This window comes from Lysobacter sp. ESA13C, assembly GCF_019970005.1.
GTDB lineage: Bacteria > Pseudomonadota > Gammaproteobacteria > Xanthomonadales > Xanthomonadaceae > Lysobacter > Lysobacter antibioticus_B.
Genome location: NZ_JAHXYK010000009.1, coordinates 82,140 through 105,046 on the forward strand (window position 1 = coordinate 82,140; position 22,907 = coordinate 105,046).

Sequence of the window (22,907 nt, forward strand, 5' to 3'; positions counted from 1 at the left end):
CCCGCAAGATCAAGATCAGGATCAAATGCCAAAAGCTTCCGCCACTAAAGCGGCGGGTTACTTTCTTTTGTCATAAGCAACAAAAGAAAGGTAACCAAAGAAAAATGCTTCTCTTTGAATCAAGGGCCCGCACGAGCGGTGCTTTCGCAGGGCTCTACATACGGGACATCCCTGTCCCGATGAAAAACGGCTCGCGTCCCTGCGAGCCGCCCTCCGGGTCTTCGATTGCCTTCGCTAGTGCGAAACGTCGCACAACAACAGCCAAGGCTAAAGCAACGACCGAAGACGGGATTTGACGCCGCCTGCGAAATATCGTCGCCATCCACAGTTCGTGGTCGCGGCTCACGCCGCTCCTACAGAGGCCGATCACCGTTGCCGTTGCCATTGCCATTGCCGTGATGAGCTTGGCGCAGCATCGAGCTCGCGAGAACGCCTGGAGACCCGGAGGGCGGCGCACAGGACGTGCGCCGTTTTCCGATAAGACAAGGATGTCTTATCGGAAAATCCCGGCGCCAGCTGAGTGCTCGCAAGGGAGCTTCGTCAAGGAGAGCCCTTTTCTTTGGTTACCTTTCTTTTGGGCTTAGCAAAAGAAAGTAACCCGGCCGCGTTAGCGGACGGAAGCTTTAGATGTCGCTTCACCGCTTTGCGGTAAGAACCGCAGCAACCGCCAGCGGCGCGGTCGCGGCTTGTGACCGAAGGAAATCCAGCAGGACGCCGCTCCTACCCTTTGGATTCGTCGCCTACCACTATTCGGCCTGCGCGATACGTCCGCGCCGCGAACGCTCTAACCACCACACTCCCGCGCTGACGAACAGCCAGCTCAGAAACCACGGCCAGGACGAACCCCGTTGCGCCTGCGTCGACGACGCGGCAAACAGAGGGGCCGAAGCACTCGCGACCTTCGCCTGCGCCATCAACAGCAAAGTCGCCTCACGCACCTCGCCAGCACGCAAGCCCGGCGCCTCATCGCGGCCGCGCACCGCGAAGGGCTGCACGCGCTCGCCTTGGCGCAACACATGCCAACCCGCGTCGGTCGGCCAGAAGGCGGCGCAGCGTTCGCTACCGCTGGCCGGATCGATCAGCACATCGATGTCATCGCCTTGCGGTGTACGCACCTGCGCCCCAGCGCTCAAGCCGCACAGCGAGACCCGCCGGTCCTGACGCGCCTCGCCATCGATCCGCAGCATCGGCTTCGGCTGAGCCCGCGCCAACGCGCCAAAAGCGGCACTCCACCATTGCCCATGCAGATCGTCGCGACCGGCCAGGGTCAGGCGGAAGCTGTCGCTCAGGGTCCACACACCGAGCCGGCCACGGCCGGCGCTGCGCCAACTGGCGAAAGCCTTGCCGTCCGCACCGCGCAACAGACTGTGCGAACCCGCGCCATCGAGTGTGAGCGCACGTCGATTCAGTACCGGCAACTCCGCCACCGCCTCATCGCGGGCACGCGGCGCGTCGGTCGTGCCCGGGCCGATGCGGGCGCGGGTCGCTTCTTCATCCGCGCTCGATGGCGGCAAACGCACTTCCACCGAGTCTGCGCCGGCCCCGAGTTCGAAGCCCAGCGCCCGCAGCTGCGTACGCATGCGTGGCGACAAAGGGCCGCCGATGCGCAGCAGCACGCCGAGGCCGTCGCGCATGGCGCCGAGCAAGGCGGCACGCTGCGATTCGCCCAGGCCTTCCCAGACGCGTTCGTCCAGCACGACCAGATCGAAACCGGCCAAGGTCGAGGCGTTCAAGTTCAGCGGCGCATCGCCGAGCCGCAGCCCAGCGCCGGCATCGACCTGGGTATGCAGCTTGATCCCCGCGTCCAAGGCCCAGCGTCGCAGGTACTTCAGTTCCGGATTCGGTGCGCCAGCCAGCACCAGCACTCGCGGCGGCGTATCGGCGACCACCGACAAAGGCAGCTCGATCTCTTCGGCGACGTTCTGGCGCGCATCGCGCAAACGCAGCCTGAAATTCATCAAGCCCGGAATGCGTGCGATGGCGCCGACGCGGAAGCCGCCATCCGCCGCCAAGGCGGCGCGGTCGACGCGTTGCAGACCCGGGTCTAGTAATTCCACCACCGCACCGGGCATCGCTGCGACACTTCCGGTCACGCTGAACCCGCCGCCGGCCGCGACTTCGCGCGGCGCCCACAGGCCGCTCAGTCCGCGCGGCAACGGCGTCGGCTGCCATTCGATCGTCAGCCCGCGCGCGGCATGGCGATCGCGCAGCTCCAGGCCGGCGCCGAGCAGGCGCAGCCGTTGGGTGCCGGGATGGCGGCGCAACGCCGTGGCGAGGTCGGGTACGCGTTCGCCGTCGGTCGAAGCCGTGGCTTCGGGCAAGGCGATGCGGGTCTCGCCGGCGATCGTGGCGTCGCTCGCGCTCGCACCGGCCGTCGCCACCACCATGCTGCCGGCGTCGCTGTATACGAGCGGCGGGAACAGCGCGAGATACAGCAACGCCGCCATCAGCGGTTGCGCGATCAGCAACAATGCGAGCCGCCAACCACGCGCACGCATCCCGACCTCGGCGCGGTATTTCCGCAGGATCAGGCTCGCCATCGCCAGCACGACGGCGAGGCCGAGCAACCCGGCGATCGCGGTTTCGAGGCTGCCTTGCAGGCCGCTGTCGAGATCGATGGCGCCGATCATCGCCGGGCCTCCTGTTGCAAGGCTTCGAAGTAACGCCGGTCGACCGCGTCGCCCTGCCCTCGCCGTTGCACGCTCGCCGGCGGCCGCGTCAGCAGCGGCCACAGCAGTCGCCGCAGCTCAGCGCGACAACGCAGGCATTCGGGTTCGTTGCGCAGGGCATCGAAGGCGGCGGCGAAGGCCAAGGGGTCGGCTACTCGCGACTCGTGCTCGCGCAACCAACGCTGCAGACCGGTGTAATCGATCGGGGTCGGCTTGCTCGCGCGCGTGCTTTGCTCCAGCTCGCGCCACAGCGATTCGAGCAAGGGATCGGCTGCCCTCGCCGCGGCCAGCATCTCGCCGCGTCGCGCCAGTCCGGCGCGTTCGCCGCTCAAACGGCGGCTTTCGTCGATCGGCGGCAACTCGGGGCCGACCCGGGCCAGGTAGATGCGCGTGGCCTGCTGCACTTTCTTGATGAAGCCCAACGCCTTGTGCGCATACGGCAGCGCCTGCTGCGGATGGCCCTGGCGCAGATGCAGTTCCGACTGCCACATCTCGTCGAGCGCGGCTTTGAGCAGCTTGCGCGTGTCCGGATCGAGCAAGGTCGCGGCTTCGGCGTGATCGTGGGTATGGCCGAACTGCTCCAGCACCGAGCCTTCCTCGCCGAAGGTAGGCGCCGCCGGCTTCGGCGTATGCGTATGCTCATCGTGTTCGTCCGGCGCGGAGGCATTCGCGCTCTGCCCCTGGCCCTTATCCGCAGCCGTATGCTCGTCGTGCGGTTCGGGTTCGTCGCGGTCGTTGGTCGGCAACTGCGGTGCGCCCTCGGATTCTTCGCCGAGGAACTGGCCGTAGCGCAGGCGCAACAGGCGCTGATCGACGCCGATCGCGTCGGAGCGTTCGATAAACCGCGCTTCGTCGAGTTTGCGCCGCTGCGCGATCAAGGCCTCGGCGTCGATGATGATCTGGCGCTGGCTGCGGAAATACGCCGGCAAGGTGGTCTTGACCATGCCGTCCAGGCCCGTCGCCTCGCTGCCGAGGTCGGCCGGCCAGCGCAGGATCAGGCTCGGGCTCTGCGCCGTCTGCGGCTTCGGCGAGCGATTGTCGTCGACGCTGAGCTGGACGATCAGGTCGTCGCCGCTGGCGAAGCCGAGGCTGGCCAGGTCGAGACGCTGCGCATAACGCTTGGCGGTCGCCGTGCCGCTGCCGCGCAGACTGAGGCGCTGCTCGCGGAAGGTGATGTTCTCGCCACTGCCCTGGGCCAGGGTGATGCGCAACTGTGCATTCGCGGCCAGTCCGTAATCGTCGCTGGCTTCGAACTCCAGCGGCCAGTTGCGCTGCCCCGCGCTCATCAGGCTCAGGCCGCGATCGGGTTCGAGCACGCGCAACTGCGGAACGCGGTCGACGGTGACGTCGAGCCGGTACAGACGGCGCGTCTGCGCATCCGGCGCGCCTGCGGCGACGATGCGATACAAGGCCGGCTTGGCCAGCACGCGCTCGGCGCTCCAGCGCCCGTCGCCCTGGCGTGCGAGCGCCAAGCGCTGGCCGTCGTGGAAGACCAGCTCGGCCGCGCTCGGCTGCGGCTCGAAACGCAGGTTCCAGCGCAAGCGCGCGTTCTCGGGCACGCGCCCTTCGAGGGTGGGTTCGCTGCGCGGCGGCATGTGCGTATACGCCGGTGGATCGATGCGCAGGCCTTGTTCGATCAGCCGTGGCTGTCCGGGCAAGGCGGCGACCTGCGGCGCCGGCGACAAGGCTTCGAGATCGCGCGCGCCGCTCTGCGCACGTGGCCACAGGCCGATCGCGATCAAGCCCAGCAACGCAGCGAGCGCCGACACGAGCAGGCGCCGTGCCGACCACCCCGGGCCCAGCTCGGGACCGTTTGCAGTTTCGATGCGTTCGCGCAGCCGCGCCTGTTGCAAGCGCTGCAAGCCGTTCAAGTCCTCGCCCGATGCGAACAACAGATCGGCGCTGTCGTCCATGTCGCTGCGGGTGGCGTTGAGGCGTCGCGCGAGCCAAGCCTCGTCGAGGCGCCGGGCCTTACTCCAGACGAAAGCGGCGAGCGCCGCGCATAGCACTGCCGCCAGCGACAGTGCAGCCGAAACACCCCACAAGCGCCAGGCCAAGGCCGCGCCGACCACGACCGACGGCAACAGGCACAGGGCCAGATCGAGGGCGCGGCGGGTGCGCGCCGAACGCAGCCGGCCGGCAAGGATCGTCGCCGCGGTCATGGCGTCGCTCCGCGTCGTGCGCGCGTCGCCAGCCAGCGTTCGAGCACGAACACCAATGCGATCAACAGCGCCAACCACAAGCGCAGCTCGCGCGGCGGCAAGGCATAAGACGCGCCTCCAGTCGCCGGTGCATGGTCTTTAGCCGAGACCCAGGAAGGCGCGGGAGCGGTCGGCTCGAACAAGCCGCGCAAGCGTTGCGGGAAACCCGGTTCGAGCAACTCCGGCATGACCTGTGGCGCCAGCGCACGGGTCAAGCGCATGAGCCGGCCACGGCCGAACGCGACGCCCTCGACCAGGACCGCACCGGACGCGTCGCGCCACAACGGCGCAGGCAGCGATGAGGCATCGCGCGGCCATTCGCTGGCCGCATCGAGCAGCACGCGCCCGCCGTTGCGGGCGAACTCGCGCACCTGCGCCGGCACAGCGCCGGGCGCCAACCAGATCAACTCGCGGCTGTCGGCCGGCCAAGCCTCGGTGCTGGGCGCGACCGATTCGGTCGAGCGATCGTCCGCTGTCGGATCGCGCCAGGCGGCGATCGCCGCGCGCAGATACGGCAGCGCCGCTGCGCGATCGGCGGCATAGCGGATCGCCGGCGACGGCGCGGCCATCGCGCTGGCCGGAGTCGCGGCCGGCGTCGGGCCCGGCACGACCCGCCATTCGACCGGCCGCGACAACTGCGGCCGTTGTCCGTCGGCGCCGCCCATGCGCTCGGGCACGAACACGGTCAGCGCCGCTGCAGCCGGCAGGTCCGCGTCGAGCTCACGCAGCAGGCTCGACAGCGGCGCGGACCGCTGCGGCGCGGCAGCATCGATACGCGGAAAACCCGGCGCGAGCCAGTGCAGGCGCGCATCGGATGCGGCAGCCTGGGCGCGTGCGGCCTGTGCGTCGACGCCGGGTGCGACCACGATCCACGGCCGCGCGCTCTCGGCGCCGAACAACACCGGCCGCGCCAGCCACAGCGCGATCAAGGCCAGCAGCAACAGGCGCAGCAGCAGCAGCGGCCATTCGTCGAAGCGGATGCGGTGACGCGGCTTCGGCCGCTGCCGCAGCCAACGCAGGGCGGCGAAATCGGTCGGGCGCTGCTCGCTGCGCCGCGCGAGATGGATCAACAGCGGCAGTAGCAAAGCCGCCAGCGCGGCCAGCGCGGCGGGCAGCAGCAGGCTCAGGTTCACGTCTGCTCCGCCATGTCGCGGGCGCCGAACAAGCGTCGCAGCGGCAGATCGAGCGCCTCGTCGAGCACGTACTCGGTATGGCGGATGCCGCTTGCGTCCAGGCGCGCATCGAGCGCTTTGCGCGCGGCGGCGAACCGCACAAGGAACTCGTCGCGCAAGGCCGCGCCGTCGCCGAGCAATTCTTCGCCGGTTTCCGGGTCGCGGAAGCGGTAGCCGCCGCGGAACGGGAAGTCGCGTTCTTCCGCGGTCAGGATGCGAATGCTCAGCACTTCGCGTCGCGCCGATGCGAGCCGCTCGGCGATCGCGACGGCGCCCTCCTCGCTGCCGTCGTCGAAACCGTCGCCGATCATCAGCACCAGGTCGCCGGCGGCGATGCGCTCCCACAGCGGCCGCAGCCGTTGCGCGGCCGGCCAGGCGCCCTGCGCCGACAATGCATGCAGTTCCAACCACAAGCGGTCGCGTTGGCGCGCACCGGTCGCAGGCGCGACCAGGCGCACACCGTCCTCGCGCAGCGCGATCAAACCGAAGCGGTCGCCCTGACGCAACGCCAACTCGGCCACGCACGCGGCCAGAGCCTTAGCCGCGTCGAGCCTCGACCAATCCGGGCGCGCCGCATCGCACTGGTTCATCGACGCGGTGGCGTCGACCAGCAACCAGACCGCGAGCGGACTTTCGCGCTCGGCTTCGCGCACGAAGAACCGGTCCGAGCGCGCATACAATTTCCAATCGACCTGGCGCAATTCGTCGCCGGGCTCGTAGGCGCGGTACTGGGCGAATTCGAGCCCCGCGCCGCGGCTGCGGCTGTTGTGCAGGCCGATGCCATGGGTGCCGACTGCGCGCCGCGACAGCAGGCGCAAGCTGCGCAGGCGCGCCCGCACCGACGGTGGAATGAAATCCTTCACGAGGCTCCGGCGCCTGTGCTCAAGCGCTCGGGAACGGTACGCCGCGCAGCAACGCGGCGATGACGTCGTCGGCGCTCTTGAGCTCGGCCTCGGCGGCGAACGACAGCAGCAGGCGGTGACGCATCACCGGCGCGGCCAGGGCGAGGATGTCCTCGCGGGTCGCCGCATAACGCCCATGCAGCAGCGCCCTCGCCTTCGCCGCCAACACTAGCGACTGGCCCGCACGCGGGCCGGCGCCCCACTTCACCCATTGCCGCACCTCCGGCAAGGCGCTCTCGTCGGGACGGCTGGCGCGCACCAGTCGCGTGATCCAGACCAGCAGGTCGTCGCCCAGATGCACCTCGCGTACCCGCGCTTGCAAAGCGATCATCTCTTCGCCGCCCATCACCCGCGGCACCTCGGCGCTGCGCGTGCCGGTGGTCTGCAACAGAATGTCGTGCTCTTCGCGCTCGCTCGGATAGCCGACGCGGATATGCAGCAGGAAGCGGTCGAGCTGCGCTTCCGGCAAGGGATAAGTGCCGGCCTGTTCGAGCGGGTTCTGGGTCGCCAGGACGAAGAACGGCGCCGGCAGGGCGTGGGTCACGCCGGCATAGCTGACCGTGCGCTCCTGCATCGCTTCGAGCAGCGCGGCCTGGGTCTTCGGCGGCGTGCGGTTGAGTTCGTCGGCCAGCAGCAGATTCGTGAAGATCGGCCCGGGCTGGAAGCGGAAATGGCGATGGCCGGTGCCGTGGTCTTCTTCGAGCAACTCGGTGCCTAGGATATCGCTGGGCATCAGGTCGGGGGTGAACTGCACGCGCCTGAACTGCAGCTCCAGCGCCTGTCCCAGCGAGCGCACCAGCAGGGTCTTGCCGAGGCCCGGCACGCCTTCGAGCAGGCAGTGGCCGCCAGCCAGCAGGCCGATCAGCAATTGCTCGACCACCTCGTGCTGGCCGACGATCGCCTGGGCGATCGCTTCGCGCAGGGCGCCCAAGCGATCGAGCTGCATTTTCAGTTCGGCTTCGTTGCCGCCGGTTGCCACGTTCGTGTTCATTTCTTTATCCCGAAAGCCAGTGCAGATTCGCTCCGCGTTTTTCAAGCAACAACAGCAACAGCAAATCCCCCGCGTCCGCTGCGCGGTCGCCGCCCCCTTTGTCAAAGGGGGCAACAGCGAGCACGCGCTTCATCGTGTTCGCTTCGCTACTGCCTGCCCTCGATTCCCGATTCCCGATTTCCAAATCCCGAATCTCAAGCCCCCAACGCATACATGACGATATTGACCGCGAACTTGGTGTTGTCCTCGGCCAGGAAGCGTTTGTTGCGCCAGTCGTAGTCCCATTCGCAGCCGTAATCTTTGTTGCTGTACAGCACGCCCAGGCGACCGTCGATCTCGATGCCTTGCAGGTAGTCGTGGACCAGGTCGTCGCCCCAGCCGTTGAGTTCGAAGCCGGTCGCCGGCGGGCCGTCGAAAACGAAGAAGCTGCGGTAGATGGGGTGGTTCTTCGGCAACCGGCGCAAGGCCTTGGCACCGAAGATCCTCGCCATCTGCTCTTCGAAGGACTTCGCGAACAGGCCGTCGATGTCGTGGTTGCAGTCGTCGACGAAGACGAAGCCGCCGTTGCGCACGTAGCGCTCGAAGTTACGGCGCTCGTCGGTGTTGAACTCGACCAGCTTGTGCCCGGCCAGGTAACAGAACGGCGCGCCGAGCATCTTCGGGTCGGCCAAGGCGAGCACGTGCTCTTTCGGGTCGACCCTCAGGTTGGTGTAGTCGATCAAGGAGGTGATCAGGTTGGCCGGCATGCGCTGGTCGACGTCCCAGTCGCCGGAGTCGTACTTGAGCCGGGTGAACCAGAAGTCGTAGTCGGCGCGGGCAGCCCGCGCCAACGGCGAGTGCGCCAACCAGGCGCCGGCAGCGCCGCCGAGCATCAACCGCAGGAACTGCGCCCGGTTCACCGGGCCCTGCCTGCGTCGGTCTGGGTTGCCGCGATGCGGCCTGGAACGACCATGCCCTGCCTCAACCCCATCGGCTACAGCGCACGCGCGGTGTTGATGATGTTGACGCCGTTGAAGCGCGTCGTGCTCGACCCGTGCGAGACCGCCGAGACCTGGCTCGGCTGGCCCTTGCCGTCGAAGAACGAGCCGCCGAGGCGGAAATCGCGCTCGTCGCAGATCGCCACACAGGCGTTCCAGAACTCAGGGGTGCGGATCTGGTAGGCGGCATCCTCGACCATGCCGGTGACCTGGCCGTTCTTGATCTCGTAGAACAACTGACCGCCGAACTGGGCGTTGTAGCGTTGCTGGTCGATCGAATACGAACCGCGGCCGTGCACGTACAGGCCGCGCTCGACGCCCTTGATCATCTCGGCCACGCTCAATGGCTGCTTGCCCGGCTTCAGCGAGACGTTGGCCATGCGCTGGAACTGCACGCTCGACCAGGAATCGGCATAGCTGCAACCGTGCGACTGTTTATGGCCGAGCAGATGCGCCTCGTCGCGGGTGGCCTGGTAGTCGACCAGGATGCCGTCGCGGATCAGGTCCCACTCGCGGGTCTTGACGCCTTCGTCGTCGTAGCCGACCGCGCCGAGGCTGCCGGGACGGGTTTTATCGGCGACGAAGTTGACCCGTTCGCTGCCGTAGCGATAGCCCTGTTCGCGCTTGTCGAGGGTGGCGAAACTGGTGCCGGCGTAATTGGCCTCGTAGCCGAGCACACGGTCGAGTTCGAGCGGGTGGCCGACGTTCTCGTGGATGGTCAGGAACAGGTTCGACGGGTCCAGCACCAGGTCGTACTTGCCTGGCTTCACCGACGGCGCCTTGAGCTTGGCGCGGGCGTGCTTGGCGGCGGCGACCGCGTCTTCCATCACGTCGTAGGAGCGGCCGTAGCCGGTCAGGCCGCCAGGCAACGCGACCTTGCCGGCCGGATCGGCGTCGAGGTATTCGTAGCCCATGCCCATCGGCGCCGACAGGCCGTCGCGGGTGCGGAACTTGCCGCTGGCCTTGTCGACCGCGGTCGCGGTCAGCGGCAGCCAGATGCGGTGGATGTCCTGGTCGATGTAGCTGCCGTCGCTGGACGCGAAATACTTCTGTTCGTTGATCACGAACAAGGTCGAGTTGACGTAGTCGGCGCCGGCCTTGAGCGCGGCGGCGTTGACGCCGAGCAACAGCTCGACTTTTTCCTTGATCGGCACCGCCATCGCGTTCTTGCGCAGCGGCGTGGCCCAGCGCGTTTCGCCGACGCCGGCGACCGGCGCCAGCTCGACCTTGCGCGTCTGTATGCGCGCATTGGCGCGAGCGATCGCCAGCGCCTGGCGCGTGGCGGCAGCGACCGCGTCCGGGGTCGAGGCGTCGGTGGCGGCGAAGCCCCACGCGCCCTGGCTCAGTACGCGGATGCCGACACCGGCGGATTCGCCGTTGACGATGTTGCGGACCTGCGCTTCGCGGGTCACCACCGATTGGCGCAGGTAGCGGCCGATGCGCACGTCGCAATAATCCGCTCCGCCTTCGCGCGCGGCGTTCAAGGCGGTGTCGGCCAGGCGTCGCCGGCGCGCGAGGTCGGCCGGCTCCAGCAAGGCCTCGGCAGCGATAACGCGGCCGTAGGGAAGCGCGAGGCCGGCCAGGCCGAGGCCGGTGAAACTGAGGAAATCGCGTCGTTGCATCGGGCGGCTCGGGTTCGGCTGGCTCGGCGGCACGCTGTCACAGCGAACCAGGGCAGGCGGCGCGCCGGATCGCCGGCCGCGCCGCCGTTCAAAGGTGAATCAGACCGCGTCCGACAACGAGGTGAAGGTGAAATCGCGCAGCTTCATCGGCGGGATCATCATCACGAACGAAGACTCATCGCCGGCCACGCGCACCGGCCGCCCGAGTTCCTCGATGTTGTTGAGCATGATCACCGGCGATTCGTTGAAGCGGAAATTCTTCACCGGGTGCTTGATCACGCCGTTCTCGATGTAGAAGGTGCCGTCGCGGGTCAGGCCGGTCAGCAGCACGGTCTGCGGGTCGACCATGCGGATGTACCAGGTGCGGGTGACCAGGATGCCCTTCTGGGTGCCCTTGATCAGCTCGGCGGTGGACTTGTCGCCGCCTGCCATGAGCAGGTTGCCGGGCGTGCCGACCGCGCGCTTGCCCTGTTTCTTGGCCCAGAAGCGCGAGTAATCCAGGGCGGCGACCTTGCCGTTCTCGACCACCGACATCTTCTCGCGAGCCAGGCCCTGTGCGTCCCACGGCAGCACCGGAGCCCGCGGGTCCCAGGGGTCGGCGCTGATGTTGACGCGCGGGTCGTAGACCTGCTCGCCGAGCTTGTTGCCGCCGCCCTTCTTCGACAGGAAGCTGCGACCCTCGTCGGCCTGGCGCGCATCGAAGAAATTCATCATGAACGAGATCAGCCCGGCGGCCGCGGCCGGCTCCAGGATCACCGTGTACTTGCCCGGCTCCAGCGCCTTGGCCTCGGCCGACTCGGTGGCCTTGCGCATGGCGATGCGCACTTCGTTGTCGGCCTTGAACTCGCTGGCGTCCTTGAGATTGCGCCCGACCCAGCCGGAACCGCGGCCGTCGTCGGTGCGCACGGTGCAGGTGTAGTCGAAGTTGGTGGCCTGCTGGTAGCCGAAGTTGCCCTTGCTGTTGGCCACCGCGACGAAGCTCTGGCCGTCTTCGAGGAAGCCAGCGGCGGTGAGCTTGCCTTCGCGGCACGGCGCGATCGAGTCTGCCGCGACCTGCGCGCGGAATTCGGGCGTGATCGCCGCGGTCGAAGCGCTGAAGGTCGGGCTCGGCTTATAGCTCTGCTTGTCGATCGCCGGCATGAACTCCGGGTTTTCCGGCGCCAGCCTGGCCAGGTCTTCGGCGCGGCGGACCACGCGTTCCAGCGCGGCATCGTCGAACTCGTTGATGCTGGCGGTGCCGACGCGGTTGCCGAAGGCCGACTGCACGGCCAGGTTGCTGTTGCTGACGATGCCGCTGGTCGACACGTTGTTGAGAGCGAAACGGATGTTGCCGGCGATCGAACCGGTCAGGGTCGCGGTGCACTCGTCCGCCTTGGACAGCGCCAGGACCTTGTCGAGGATGGCCTTGGCTTCGGCTTCGGTGAAGATGCTCATGGGTGGATTCTCCTGCGCCGGTCAGCCGAGCTTGCGGGCGGTGTTGATGACGTTGACGCCGTTGAAGCGCGCCGTGCTGGAACCGTGCGAGACCGCCGAGACCTGGCCCGGCTGGCCCTTGCCGTCGAAGAACGAGCCGCCGAGGCGGTAGTCGCTTTCGTCGCAGACCGCGGCGCAGGAGTTCCAGAATTCCGGGGTGCGGATCTGGTAGGCCACGTCTTCCAGCATGCCGGTGATCTTGCCGTTCTTGATCTCGTAGAACAGCTGGCCGCCGAACTGGGCGTTGTAGCGCTGCTGATCGATCGAGAACGAGCCGTCGCCGACGATGTAGATGCCGTTCTCGACGTCCTTGATCATGTCGGCGACGCTGAGCTTGTTCTTGCCCGGCGCCAGCGACACGTTGGCCATGCGCTGGAACTGCACGCTCGACCAGGAATCGGCGTAGCAGCAGCCGTCGGACTCGCTCTTGCCCAGGATGTGGGCCTGGTCGCGGATGGTCTGGTAGTCGACCAGGATGCCGTCCTTGATCAGGTTCCAGCGCTTGGTCTTGACGCCCTCGTCGTCGAAGCCGACCGCGCCGAGGCTGCCTTGCTGAGTCTTGTCGGCGAACACCGTGACCTGGTCGCTGCCGTACTTGAAACCGCTCTTGACCTTGTCGACGGTGGCGAAACTGGTGCCGGCGAAGTTGGCCTCGTAACCGAGCACCCGGTCGAGCTCGAGCGGATGGCCGATCGATTCGTGGATAGTCAGCCAGGTGTGCGAAGGGTCCAGCACCAGGTCGTACTTGCCCGGCTTGACCGACGGTGCGGTGAGCTTCTGCCGCGCCTGCTTGGCGGCGGCGACCGCGTCTTCGAGCATGTCGTAGGAGTTGCTGTAGTTGACCACGCCGTTCGGCGAGACGGTCTTGCCCGAAGCGGCGCCGTCGAGGTACTCGAAGCCCATGCCCATCGGCGAGGACAGGCCTTCGCGGGTGCGGAATTTGCCGCTGGCCTTGTCGATCGCGGTGATCGTCATCGGCGCCCAGATGCGGTGCACGTCCTGGTCGATGTAGGAGCCGTCGGTCGAAGCGAAGTATTTCTGTTCGTTGACCAGGAACAGCATCGAGTTGACGAAGTCGGCGCCGGCCTTGACCGCGGCGGCGTTGACGCCGAGCAACAGGTCGACCTTGTCCTTGATCGGCACTTCCATGGCGTTCTTGCGGATCGGCGTCTTCCACGCCACCTCGCCGACGCCCGGGGTCTTGGCCAACACCACCGGCTGGGTCTGGGTCTTGGAGTTCGCACGCGCGATGGCAGCGGCCTGCTGCGCCGCCTCGGCCACGCTCTTGGCGTTCAACTGATTGGTCGCGGCGAAGCCCCAGGCGCCGTCGACCAGCACGCGGATGCCGATGCCGGTCGACTCGGTGTTGACCACGTTCTGGACCTTGTCCTCGCGGGTGATGACGAACTGGCGCAGATAACGGCCGATGCGTACATCGCAGTAAGTTGCGCCGGCGCCTTTCGCCGCGGTCAGCGCGGTGTCGGCAAGCACTTTTTTCTTGGCCACATCCAGCGGCGTCAACAGGGCTTCGGCGGCGATCGCGCTGCCGTAGGGAATCATCAGCCCGGCGATGCCGAGCCCCGACATGGTCAGGAAGTTGCGTCTATCCACGAGATTGTTCCGCCGTTGTGGGCCCGATCGGCAGTGCTGGTTGCCGCCGCAAGGCATGGATGAAAGTCACCTCTCGGAATGTGCGCAGTGCCTGCGCGGGCAGTCAAGTGCCGGGAGACAGTGACTCGCGATGCCGCCGTTGCGCCGATCGGGGTTGCCGATACGAGACGCCAGGCGCAGCGATTCATCTTATTTCGCGGTATTTCGCCTCCCTTGCCGCCCGCCACCTGGGTGTCCTCGCGACTGCGCGAGGCGACTTTGCTGCGGCGCACCTGGGCCAACAGTCATGCATGACTTTGGTCATGTCCGCGCGCCACGGACCGGATCGGCAAAGTCGGAGGCCGCGTCATTCGTTCGCGAAGGCCCCAAAGCGCACGCCATCCGGCCCCGCCGTCACGGAACCGCGACCGCCCCGCCGCCCCGCGCTATGGGCGCTGCCGCGCCCACGCGTTAAGCTTGGCGCATGCACAGATTCCGGCACTGGATCGACGGCCAGGCGCGCGATGCGGCCGGCAGTCGTTGGCTCGATGTCCACGACCCCGCCAATGCGCAAGCGTATGCGCAGGTCGCGGCCGGCGACGCCGCCGATGTCGAGCTCGCGGTCGCCGCGGCGCAGGCCGCGTTCCCGGCCTGGTCGGCCCTGCCCCACAGCGAACGTGCGCGCTGGCTGGAAGCCCTCGCCAGCGCGTTGGAAACGCGCCTGGAGGACTTCGCCCAAGCCGAGTCGCGCGACGCCGGCAAGCCGATCCGGCTCGCCCGCGAAGCCGAGATCCCGCGTGCAGTCTCCAACCTGCGCTTCTTCGCCCACGCCGCGACCCAGTTCGCCAGCGAATCCCACCACGGCCAGGCCGGGCTCAACTACACCTTGCGCGCGCCGCTCGGCGTGGTCGCGACGATCTCGCCGTGGAACCTGCCGCTGTACCTGTTCACCTGGAAGATCGCCCCGGCGCTCGCGGCCGGCAACACCGTGGTCGCCAAGCCTTCCGAAGTGACCCCGGCCACGGCCAGCATGCTCGGCGAGCTGGCCGCCGAAATCGGCTTCCCGCACGGCGTGCTCAACATCGTCCACGGCCTCGGCCCCGAGGTCGGAGAAAGCCTGGTCCGGCACCCGGCGGTGCGCGCGATCTCGTTCACCGGCAGCACCGCGGTCGGCCAGCGCATCGCCGGCATCGCCGCGCCGCTGTTGCGCAAGGTCTCGCTGGAGCTCGGCGGCAAGAACCCGACCCTGGTGTTCGCCGACAGCGACTGGCACGCGCACCTCGACACCCTGGTGCGCTCGGCGTTCCAGAATTCGGGGCAGATCTGCCTGTGCGGCTCGCGTGTGCTGATCGAGCGCTCTATCTACGACGAAGTCCGCGACGCCCTGGTCGAACGCGCGCAGGCGCTGAAGATCGGCGAGCCTGCAGACGAGAGCACCGCGCTTGGCCCGCTGGTGTCGCAGGCGCATTACGACAAAGTCCTGGCCGCGCTCGAACGCGCGCGCGGCGAAGGCGGCCGCGTGCTGTGCGGCGGCCATGCACTGGACCGGCCCGGCTGGTACGTGGCGCCGACCGTGATCGAAGGCTTGGGCCCGGACTGCGCCAGCAACCGCGAAGAGATCTTCGGCCCGGTCGTGACGCTTCAAGCTTTCGGCGACGACGCGCAGGCGCTGGCGCTGGCCAATGCCGGCGACTACGGCCTGTCGGCGTCGGTCTGGACCCGCGACCTCGCCCGCGCCCATCGCCTCGCCGCGCAATTGCGCGTCGGCATGGTCTGGGTCAACACCTGGCTGCAACGCGACCTGCGCACGCCGTTCGGCGGCGTCGGCGCGTCCGGCCTCGGCCGCGAAGGCGGCGCCGAGGCCATGCGTTTCTTCACCGACGCCAAGAACGTCGGCCTTCACCTGGGATGACCGTTGTATGACCCCGTTGCACGACCTGCTTGAACGAAACCGCGAATGGTCCGAGCGCATCAGCGCCGAGGACCCGGAGTTCTTCGCCCGCCTCTCGCGCCAACAGGCGCCCGAGTACCTCTGGATCGGCTGCTCGGATTCGCGCGTGCCGGCCAACCAGATCATCGACATGGCCCCGGGCGAGGTCTTCGTCCATCGCAACATCGCCAACGTCGTGGTCCATACCGACCTCAACTGCCTGTCGGTGATCCAGTTCGCGGTCGACGTGCTCAAGGTCAAGCACATCCTCGTGGTCGGCCACTACGGCTGCGGCGGCGTGCATGCGGCGTTGCACGGCCACCGCCTCGGTCTGGCCGACAACTGGATCCGTCACGTCGGCGACGTCGCCGACAAGCACGTGGCCTGCATCTCGCACGCCCATGCCGAAGAGCGCCACGACCGTTTGTGCGAGCTCAACGTGATCGAGCAGGTGCAGAACGTCAGCCTGACCACCATCGTCCGCGATGCCTGGGCGCGCAAGCAGCCGCTCGCCGTGCACGGTTGGGTCTACAGCCTGCGCAACGGCCGTGTCCACGACACCGGCATGAACATCGACAGCTTCGAGGCCCTGCAGGACACCTACGAACGCGCCGTCGCCACGGTGCACTCGACCCACGGCGGTTCGCCGCGATGAGCGGCGGCGGCATCAGCGCCGCCAAGGCGCCGCGGCCGGTCGGCCTGTACCCGCATGCGCGCCGGGTCGGCGACCTGCTGTTCCTGTCCGGGATCGGCCCGCGCGATGCCGCCAGCAACGCCATCCCCGGCAACGTCCACGACGCCGAAGGCCGCCTGATCGCCTACGACATCGAGCTGCAATGCCGCTCGGTGTTCGCCAATGTCCGCGCCGTGCTCGAAGCCAGCGGCGCCGGCTGGGACGACCTGGTCGACGTGACCGTATACCTGACCGACATGGCCCGCGATTTCACCGCCTATAACGCGGTCTGGGCCGAGTATTTCCCCGAGCTCGAACGGGCGCCGTGCCGGACCACGCTCGGCATCACCGCGCTGCCGACGCCGATCGCCATCGAACTCAAATGCATCGCCGCCTTCGCCCCGCAGCGAAACGGCGCACCGCCCGAGGGTAAGTGAATGCTTCCTGGACCGATCAACCTCAACCAATGGATCGACGAACACCGGCACCTGCTGAAGCCGCCGGTCGGCAACAAGGTGATCCACCTCGGCGACTTCATCGTCATGGTGGTCGGCGGCCCTAACCAGCGCACCGACTATCACTGGGACGAAGGCCCGGAGTGGTTCTATCAGCTCGAAGGCGAGATGGTCCTGCGGATCCAGGAGGATGGGGCCGTGCGCGACATCCCGATCCGCGCCGGCGAGACCTTCCTGCTGCCGCCGCGCGTGCCGCATTCGCCGCAGCGCATGCCCGATTCGATCGGTTTGGTCATCGAGCGCAAGCGCCTGGCCCACGAAGACGACGGCCTGATGTGGTACTGCGAACGCTGCAATCACAAGCTCTACGAAGAATTCTTCCATCTGCACGACATCGAAGCCGACTTCCCGCCGGTGTTCGAGCGTTTCTATTCCTCGCGCGAACATCGGACCTGCATGGACTGCGGCCATCTGAACCCGGCGCCGGGCCGCTATGTGATGCCCGACACCTGAGGCGACGATGCTCAAGATCGACACCCACGCTCATTATCTGCCGCGCGACTGGCCCGACCTGGCGCGCAAGTACGGCGACGAGCGCTTTCCGGTGATCCACCACACCGACGACGGCCGCCACCGCATCTACAAGGACGGCAAGTTCTTCCGCGAGATCTGGTCGAAGACCTGGGACCCGCAGGAGCGCATCGACGACTACGCGCGCTTCGGCGTGCAGGTGCAGGTCATCAGCACCGTGCCGGTGATGTTCAGCTACTGGGCCAAGGCCAACCAGGCCCTCGACCTGCACCAGGCGCTCAACGATCATATGGCGCAGGCTTGCCGCGACTACCCGCGCCACTACGCCGGCATCGGCACGGTGCCGCTGCAGTCGCCGCGCCTGGCGGTGCAGGAACTCGAACGCTGCATGGACCAGCTCGGCCTGCAGGGCTGCCAGATCGGCAGCCACGTCAACGACTGGAACCTCGACGCACCGGAGTTGTTCGAGTTCTTCGAGGCCGCCAGCGACCTCGGCGCGGCGATCCTGGTGCACCCCTGGGACATGATGGGCACGCCGAGCATGCCGAAATACTGGCTGCCGTGGCTGGTCGGCATGCCGGCCGAGCAATCGCGCGCAGCCTGCTGCCTGGTGTTCGGCGGCGTGCTCGAACGCCTGCCGAAGTTGAAGATCTGCTTGGCCCATGGCGGCGGCAGTTTCCCCTACACCATCGGCCGCATCGAACACGGCTTCAACATGCGCCCCGACCTGGTCGCGACCGACAATCCGCGCAACCCCCGCGATTACCTCAACCAGTTTTACTTCGACTCCTGGGTCGCCGACCCGCGCGCGCTCGAATACCTGCTCGACACCTGCGGCGTGTCGCGGGTGATGCTCGGCACCGACTACCCGTTCCCGCTTGGCGAACAGACGCCCGGTGCCGGCATCGCCTCGCTCGACCTGCCGCCGGCCGACCAGGCGCGGCTGTATCACGGCACCGCGCTGGAATGGCTCGGGCTGTCGAAGTCGCGCTTCGAGTGAGTGCCGGGCGAAGCCCGCCCTTGCCCCCTCGTCACTCATCTCTCATCACCGCCCCACGTTGCCAGGCCTTTCCCGTGACCGATCTGTCGTCCCCCGCCCATGCCGCCGCGCTCGACGCCGCCGACCCGCTGCCGACCCTGCGCGGCGAATTCCTGATTCCCCGCCACGGCGACCAGGAGCAGGCCTACTTCGTCGGCAATTCGCTCGGCCTGCAGCCGCGCGGCGCACGCGCGCACGTCGAGGAGGTGCTGGACAAGTGGGCGATGGAAGCGGTCGAAGGCCACTTCACCGGTCAGGCGCAGTGGATGCCGTATCACGAACTGGTGCGCGACCCGCTCGCACGCCTGGTCGGCGCCCACCCGGGCGAAGTGATCGCGATGAATTCACTGACCGCCAACCTGCACCTGATGATGGTCAGCTTCTACCGGCCGACCCGCGAGCGCCCGGCGATCCTGATCGAAGCCGGTTCGTTTCCGTCCGACCGCTATGCCGTGGCTTCGCAGATCGCCTTCCACGGTTTCGACCCGGCCACCGACCTGATCGAGGTCGAGCCGGACGAACCCGGCGGGCTGATCTCGATGGCGACGATCGAACGCGCCATCGCCGAGCACGGCCCGCGCCTGGCCCTGGTGCTGTGGCCCGGCGTGCAATACCGCAGCGGCCAGGCCTTCGACCTACCGGCGATCGTGCGCCTGGCGCATGCGCAGGGCGCGTTGTGCGGCTTCGACCTCGCCCACGGCGTCGGCAACCTCGAACTGCAGTTGCACGACAGCGGCGTGGATTTCGCGGTGTGGTGCCACTACAAGTACCTGAACTCCGGCCCCGGTGCGGTCGCCGGCTGTTTCGTCCACGCACACCACGCCCGCACCGACCGACCGCGCTTCGCCGGCTGGTGGGGCCACGAAACCTCGACCCGTTTCCGCATGGGGCCGGACTTCGTCCCGACCGCGGGCGCCGAAGGATGGCAGCTCAGCAACCCGCCGATCCTGGGCCTCGCTCCGTTGCGCGCATCGTTGGACCTGTTCGACCGGGTCGGCATGCCCGCTCTGCGCGATAAGTCGCAGCGCCTGACCGGCTATCTGGAAGCGCTGATCCGCGAACGCCTCGCCGATACGCTCGATATCGTCACGCCCGCCGACCCGGCGCAACGCGGCTGCCAGCTGTCGTTGCGAGTGATCGGCGGCCGCGGCCTCAGCGGCCGCGCCGCCGGCCGCGACCTGTTCGACTATCTCGCCGCCAACGGCGTGCTCGGCGATTGGCGCGAGCCCGACGTGATCCGGATCTCGCCGGCGCCCTTGTACAACACTCACGCCGACGTGCTGCGCTTTGCCCGGGCGGTGGAAGCCTGGAGGGGCGCTTGATTCTGGCTTCGTCCCACCTGGATCCGCTCAGGTCCGGCGAACCCTCCTACCGTCATTCCCGCGAAGGCGGGCTCTGCTTTTCTTCGGCGCTAGCCGAATATCCAAAGTGAGGTTGAAGTGTCCAGGTCGCCCGCCGTGTACCTCCTTGCAAGCGCGAAACGCGGCACCTTGTATACCGGCGTTACGAGCGACCTGATCCAACGCGTATGGCAACATCGCGAGCACCTGGCACAAGGCTTCACCGAACGCTATGGCGTCGATCGACTGGTTTGGTACGAACAGCACGAGACCATGGAAAGCGCCATTCAACGCGAGAAGAAAATAAAGAAATGGAACCGCGAATGGAAGATCCGACTGATCGAAGAGAACAATCCGGAATGGCGCGACTTATGGCAGGACATCGCGAGTACCGGCTGAAGCCTCTGGATTCCCGCCTTCGCGGGAATGACGGTATGAAGATCCACGGCTCCCTGCCCCTCCTCGCGCGACTCGCCATAGGACTCGCCGCTTGAACGCAACCATATACCCCAAGCACATCACCATCATCGGCGCCGGCCTCGCCGGCGCGCTGCTCGCCACCTTGCTGGCGCGGCGCGGCTGGGAGGTCGATGTCTACGAGAAGCGCGGCGATCCGCGCCTCAAGGGCTATCAGGGCGGGCGATCGATCAACCTCGCCCTGGCCGAACGCGGCCGCCATGCGCTGCGCCTGGCCGGGGCCGACGACGCGGTCATGGCGCAGGCGGTGATGATGCGCGGGCGCATGGTGCATTTCCTCGACGGCCGCACCGACCTGCAGCGCTACGGGCGCGACGACAGCGAAGTGATCTGGTCGGTGCACCGCGGCGAGTTGAACCTGATCCTGCTGCAAATCGCCGAGGATGCCGGCGCCCAGTTGCACTTCCATCGCGGCCTGCAATCGGTCGATTTCGAGCGCCGCCTGGCGGTGTTCCACGACGACCGCGACGACAGCGCGCACGAGATCGTGTTCGACAGCCTGGTCGGCGCCGACGGCGCCGGCTCGGCCCTGCGCGGGGCGATGAAGCAGGCGGTGGAATTGGGCGAACGCACCGAATTCCTCGGTCATTCTTACAAAGAACTGGAGATCCCGCCGTCGCCCGACGGCGGTTTCAGCATCGAGCCGAACGCCCTGCACATCTGGCCGCGCGGCCGCTACATGTGCATCGCCCTGCCGAACGACGAACGCACCTTCACCGTCACCCTGTTCCTGCCCAACGAAGGCGACCCGAGCTTCGAAACCGTGCGCAACGGCGCCGATGCGCGCGCCTTGTTCGAGCGCGACTTCGCCGACGCGGTGCCCTTGATCCCGCAACTCGAACAAGACTTCGAGCGCAACCCGGCCGGCCTGCTCGCCACCTTGTACCTGGACCGCTGGCACCTGGACGACCGCGCCGTGCTGCTCGGCGACGCCGCCCACGCGATGGTGCCCTTCCACGGCCAGGGCATGAACTGCGCCTTCGAGGACTGTGTCGCCCTGGCCGAGCGCCTGCTCGCCGACGACGACCGCGCCGCCGCCTTCGCCGCGTTCCAGGCCGAGCGCCTGCCGAGCGCGCGCGCGATCCAGGCCATGGCGCTGGAAAACTATCTGGAAATGCGCGACCGCGTCGACAACGACGACTACCTGCTGCAACGCGCCCTCGAACACGAACTCGCCGAACGCCATCCCGAGCGCTTCATGCCGCGCTACGCGATGGTAACCTTCCACCGCATGCCTTACGAAGTGGCCTATGCCCGCGGCCTGCAGCAACGCGAGCTGCTCGTCGAACTGACCCGCGGCCACGACAGCCTGGCCAGCCTCGATTGGCCGGCGGTCGACGCGCTGGTGCGCGAGCGCTTGTCGCCCCTGCCCGCGGACGAGTGATCCCATGCCCGCCAGTTTTCTGTTCTACGACCTCGAAACCTTCGGCGCCGACCCGCGCACGACCCGCATCGCGCAGTTCGCGGCGATCCGCACCGACGCCGACCTGAACCCGGTCGAAGAGCCGATCAGCGTCTTCGTCAAACCCGCCGACGACTTGTTGCCTTCGCCGGTCGCGACCCTGATCACCGGGATCGCGCCGCAAGATGCCCTGCGCGACGGCGTCAGCGAGGCCGAGATCTTCGCCCTGATCTCCGACGAAATGTCGCGACCGGAGACCTGCAGCGCCGGCTACAACTCGCTGCGCTTCGACGACGAATTCGTACGCTACGGCCTGTTCCGCAATTTCTACGACCCTTACGAACGCGAATGGCGCGGCGGCAACACGCGCTGGGACCTGCTCGACGTGATGCGCCTCGCCCACGCGCTGCGCCCCGACGGCGTGGTCTGGCCGCAGCGCGAAGACGGCACCACCTCGTTCAAGCTCGAACACCTGGCCGAAGCCAATGGCGTGCGCGAGGGCGATGCTCACGAAGCGCTGTCGGACGTACGCGCCCTGATCGGCATCGCGCGCAAGTTCAAGACCGCGCAGCCGAAACTGTGGGAATACGCCCTGCGCCTGCGCGACAAGCGCTTCGCAGCGACCTTGCTCGACACCATCGCGATGACCCCGGCCCTGCACGTCTCGCAGCGCTATCCGGCCAGTCGCCTGTGCGCGGCGCCGGTGATCCCGCTGGCGCGGCATCCGCGCATCGACAACCGCGTGCTGGTGTTCGACCTGATACAGGACCCGGCGGCGCTGTTGCGGCTGGCACCGGACGAGATCGCCGACCGCCTGTACACGCCGACCGCCGACCTGCCCGAGGGCGAGGAACGCGTCGCGCTCAAGGAAGTGCATCTGAACCGCTGCCCGGCGCTGATCGCCTGGAACCATCTGCGCCCGGCCGATTTCGAGCGTTTGTCGATCGATCCCGCCCAGGTCGAGTACCGCGCCGCGCAGATTCGCGAAGCCGGTCCGGAACTGGTCGAGAAAGTCCGCCGTGTCTACGCCAACGACCGTGCCCGCGAACCCTCCGACGTCGACGCCTCGCTTTACGACGCCTTCATCGGCGACGGCGACAAGCGCCTTTTCCGCCAGGTCCGCACCACCCCGCCGCCGGCGCTGGCCCAGGCGGCTTTCGATTTCCGCGACGCGCGCCTGCCCGAGCTGCTGTTCCGTTATCGCGCCCGCAACTGGCCGCAGACCCTGGACGCGCAAGAGCGCGAACGCTGGGACGAATATCGCCGCCATCGTTTGTACGACGAGGCCGGCCTGTCCGAGTACAGCTTCGAGCGTTTCCACGCCGAACTCGCCCAGACCCGCGCACTGGCCGGTGCCGACGGCGGCAAACAGGCCTTGCTCGATCGCCTCGAAGCCTGGGCCCGCGACATCGACGCCGGCCTCAAGCCGGCCCTGTGATACTGACCGTCCCCCGCTACGAGCA

At 67.6% G+C, this 22,907-nt stretch carries 19 protein-coding genes; 9 read left to right on the forward strand and 10 right to left on the reverse strand.

The window, feature by feature from the left end; all coding sequences use genetic code 11:
• Window positions 1-746 precede the first annotated feature (746 nt).
• From LC490_RS17810 to LC490_RS17850, 10 genes are all read right to left on the reverse strand, one after another.
• Window positions 747-2,630 carry a carboxypeptidase regulatory-like domain-containing protein gene (locus tag LC490_RS17810; RefSeq protein ID WP_223621060.1) on the reverse strand — a complete coding sequence of 628 codons (1,884 nt, stop codon included), beginning with the start codon at window positions 2,628-2,630 and terminating at the stop codon, window positions 747-749.
• Window positions 2,627-4,831 carry a DUF4175 domain-containing protein gene (locus LC490_RS17815; protein ID WP_223621061.1) on the reverse strand — a complete coding sequence of 735 codons (2,205 nt, stop codon included), beginning with the start codon at window positions 4,829-4,831 and terminating at the stop codon, window positions 2,627-2,629. The genes LC490_RS17810 and LC490_RS17815 overlap by 4 nt, the downstream gene beginning before the upstream one ends.
• Window positions 4,828-6,003 (reverse strand): BatA domain-containing protein, encoded by a 1,176-nt coding sequence (locus LC490_RS17820; RefSeq protein WP_223621062.1) that lies wholly within the window; start codon window positions 6,001-6,003, stop codon window positions 4,828-4,830. Before LC490_RS17820 ends, LC490_RS17815 begins: the two co-directional genes overlap by 4 nt.
• A complete protein-coding gene (locus tag LC490_RS17825; RefSeq protein ID WP_223621063.1) occupies window positions 6,000-6,905 on the reverse strand; it encodes a DUF58 domain-containing protein in 906 nt (301 codons plus the stop codon). Before LC490_RS17825 ends, LC490_RS17820 begins: the two co-directional genes overlap by 4 nt.
• A 19-nt stretch (window positions 6,906-6,924) precedes the next feature.
• Complete coding sequence (locus LC490_RS17830) at window positions 6,925-7,890, reverse strand: MoxR family ATPase (RefSeq protein ID WP_223621131.1); 966 nt, start codon at window positions 7,888-7,890, stop codon at window positions 6,925-6,927.
• 49 nt (window positions 7,891-7,939) lie between these two features.
• Window positions 7,940-8,068, reverse strand: coding sequence for a hypothetical protein (locus LC490_RS24440; protein WP_255610992.1), 129 nt, complete (start codon window positions 8,066-8,068; stop codon window positions 7,940-7,942).
• Between the two features lie 61 nt (window positions 8,069-8,129).
• The gene (locus tag LC490_RS17835) at window positions 8,130-8,807 is read right to left on the reverse strand and encodes a DUF4159 domain-containing protein (protein ID WP_223621132.1); all 678 of its coding nucleotides are present in this window, start codon (window positions 8,805-8,807) and stop codon (window positions 8,130-8,132) included.
• 101 nt (window positions 8,808-8,908) lie between these two features.
• Window positions 8,909-10,534, reverse strand: a complete 1,626-nt coding sequence (locus tag LC490_RS17840) for a TldD/PmbA family protein (protein WP_223621064.1) — start codon at window positions 10,532-10,534, stop codon at window positions 8,909-8,911.
• 99 nt (window positions 10,535-10,633) lie between these two features.
• Window positions 10,634-11,968 (reverse strand): TldD/PmbA family protein, encoded by a 1,335-nt coding sequence (locus LC490_RS17845; RefSeq protein WP_031373391.1) that lies wholly within the window; start codon window positions 11,966-11,968, stop codon window positions 10,634-10,636.
• 21 nt (window positions 11,969-11,989) lie between these two features.
• The gene (locus LC490_RS17850) at window positions 11,990-13,618 is read right to left on the reverse strand and encodes a TldD/PmbA family protein (protein WP_223621065.1); all 1,629 of its coding nucleotides are present in this window, start codon (window positions 13,616-13,618) and stop codon (window positions 11,990-11,992) included.
• Between the two features lie 463 nt (window positions 13,619-14,081).
• Between LC490_RS17850 and LC490_RS17855 the strand changes: the two genes are divergently transcribed.
• The 9 genes from LC490_RS17855 (at window position 14,082) to sbcB (ending at window position 22,882) form a co-directional block, all read left to right on the forward strand.
• Entirely contained in the window at window positions 14,082-15,509 is a 1,428-nt protein-coding gene (locus tag LC490_RS17855; protein ID WP_223621066.1) for an aldehyde dehydrogenase, read from the forward strand.
• A 7-nt stretch (window positions 15,510-15,516) separates the two neighbouring features.
• Window positions 15,517-16,182: a carbonate dehydratase gene (gene can, locus LC490_RS17860; protein ID WP_223621067.1), complete on the forward strand. Its 666-nt coding sequence runs from the start codon at window positions 15,517-15,519 to the stop codon at window positions 16,180-16,182.
• The gene (locus LC490_RS17865) at window positions 16,179-16,637 is read left to right on the forward strand and encodes a RidA family protein (RefSeq protein ID WP_223621068.1); all 459 of its coding nucleotides are present in this window, start codon (window positions 16,179-16,181) and stop codon (window positions 16,635-16,637) included. Before can ends, LC490_RS17865 begins: the two co-directional genes overlap by 4 nt.
• Window positions 16,638-17,168, forward strand: coding sequence for a 3-hydroxyanthranilate 3,4-dioxygenase (locus LC490_RS17870; protein ID WP_223621069.1), 531 nt, complete (start codon window positions 16,638-16,640; stop codon window positions 17,166-17,168).
• 7 nt (window positions 17,169-17,175) lie between these two features.
• Window positions 17,176-18,186 carry an amidohydrolase family protein gene (locus LC490_RS17875; protein ID WP_031373397.1) on the forward strand — a complete coding sequence of 337 codons (1,011 nt, stop codon included), beginning with the start codon at window positions 17,176-17,178 and terminating at the stop codon, window positions 18,184-18,186.
• A 74-nt stretch (window positions 18,187-18,260) separates the two neighbouring features.
• The gene (kynU, locus tag LC490_RS17880; protein ID WP_223621070.1) at window positions 18,261-19,547 is read left to right on the forward strand and encodes a kynureninase; all 1,287 of its coding nucleotides are present in this window, start codon (window positions 18,261-18,263) and stop codon (window positions 19,545-19,547) included.
• A gap of 117 nt (window positions 19,548-19,664) precedes the next feature.
• Entirely contained in the window at window positions 19,665-19,964 is a 300-nt protein-coding gene (locus tag LC490_RS17885) for a GIY-YIG nuclease family protein (RefSeq protein WP_031373399.1), read from the forward strand.
• 91 nt (window positions 19,965-20,055) lie between these two features.
• Window positions 20,056-21,426 (forward strand): NAD(P)/FAD-dependent oxidoreductase, encoded by a 1,371-nt coding sequence (locus LC490_RS17890; protein WP_223621071.1) that lies wholly within the window; start codon window positions 20,056-20,058, stop codon window positions 21,424-21,426.
• Between the two features lie 4 nt (window positions 21,427-21,430).
• Complete coding sequence (gene sbcB / locus LC490_RS17895) at window positions 21,431-22,882, forward strand: exodeoxyribonuclease I (protein WP_031373401.1); 1,452 nt, start codon at window positions 21,431-21,433, stop codon at window positions 22,880-22,882.
• Window positions 22,883-22,907 lie beyond the last annotated feature (25 nt).